The organism is Neisseria sp. P0001.S005, assembly GCF_051963715.1.
In genome coordinates, this window is sequence record NZ_JBQCTZ010000553.1 from 1 (window position 1) to 510 (window position 510).

Annotated in this window: 1 pseudogene; it reads right to left on the reverse strand. The window is 57.5% G+C overall.

The features are described 5' to 3' along the window. Positions 1 to 510: pseudogene (locus ACTHSP_RS21615) on the reverse strand (hypothetical protein); the annotation flags it as partial.

Consider the following 510-nt stretch of genomic DNA (forward strand, 5'->3'; position numbering starts at 1 on the left):
CAAGGTTACCGGGCCGCCTGTGCCCACCAGATTCACTTTGTTGCTCGGCGTAGTGGCCGGAGTGCCCGCTGTGTCAACATAGGTCATCGGGGTATCGAACTTAACCGTTGTTACACCGCCAGTGCTGCTGACGTTGGCTACGGTACCTTGGCCGTTAACAAAATTAACGGTATCGCCATGGGTGACAAAATCTTCGTCAACCCCGTTGCCTTGTACGGTGAAGCCGGCGTTCAATACGTCGTTGACGGTGGCGGCGTTGTGGCCTTTGTTGGCAGACAAGGTGGTGCGGTCGTTACCGGTCGGGTTGGTAACGGCTGCAGCGGTATCGGCCAGATTGTCCTTCACGTTGGCCAAGGTGGTCGGTGCGGTTGTGCTGCCGGCCGCATTCTGCAGGCTGGTAATCACATCCGCTGCTGCAACTTGGTTACCTGCACCGTTGGGTGCATCGTAGAAGTTGCCGTCGGTGTGTTTGTACACCTTGGTGCCGTCGGCTTTGGTGTATGCAACCGG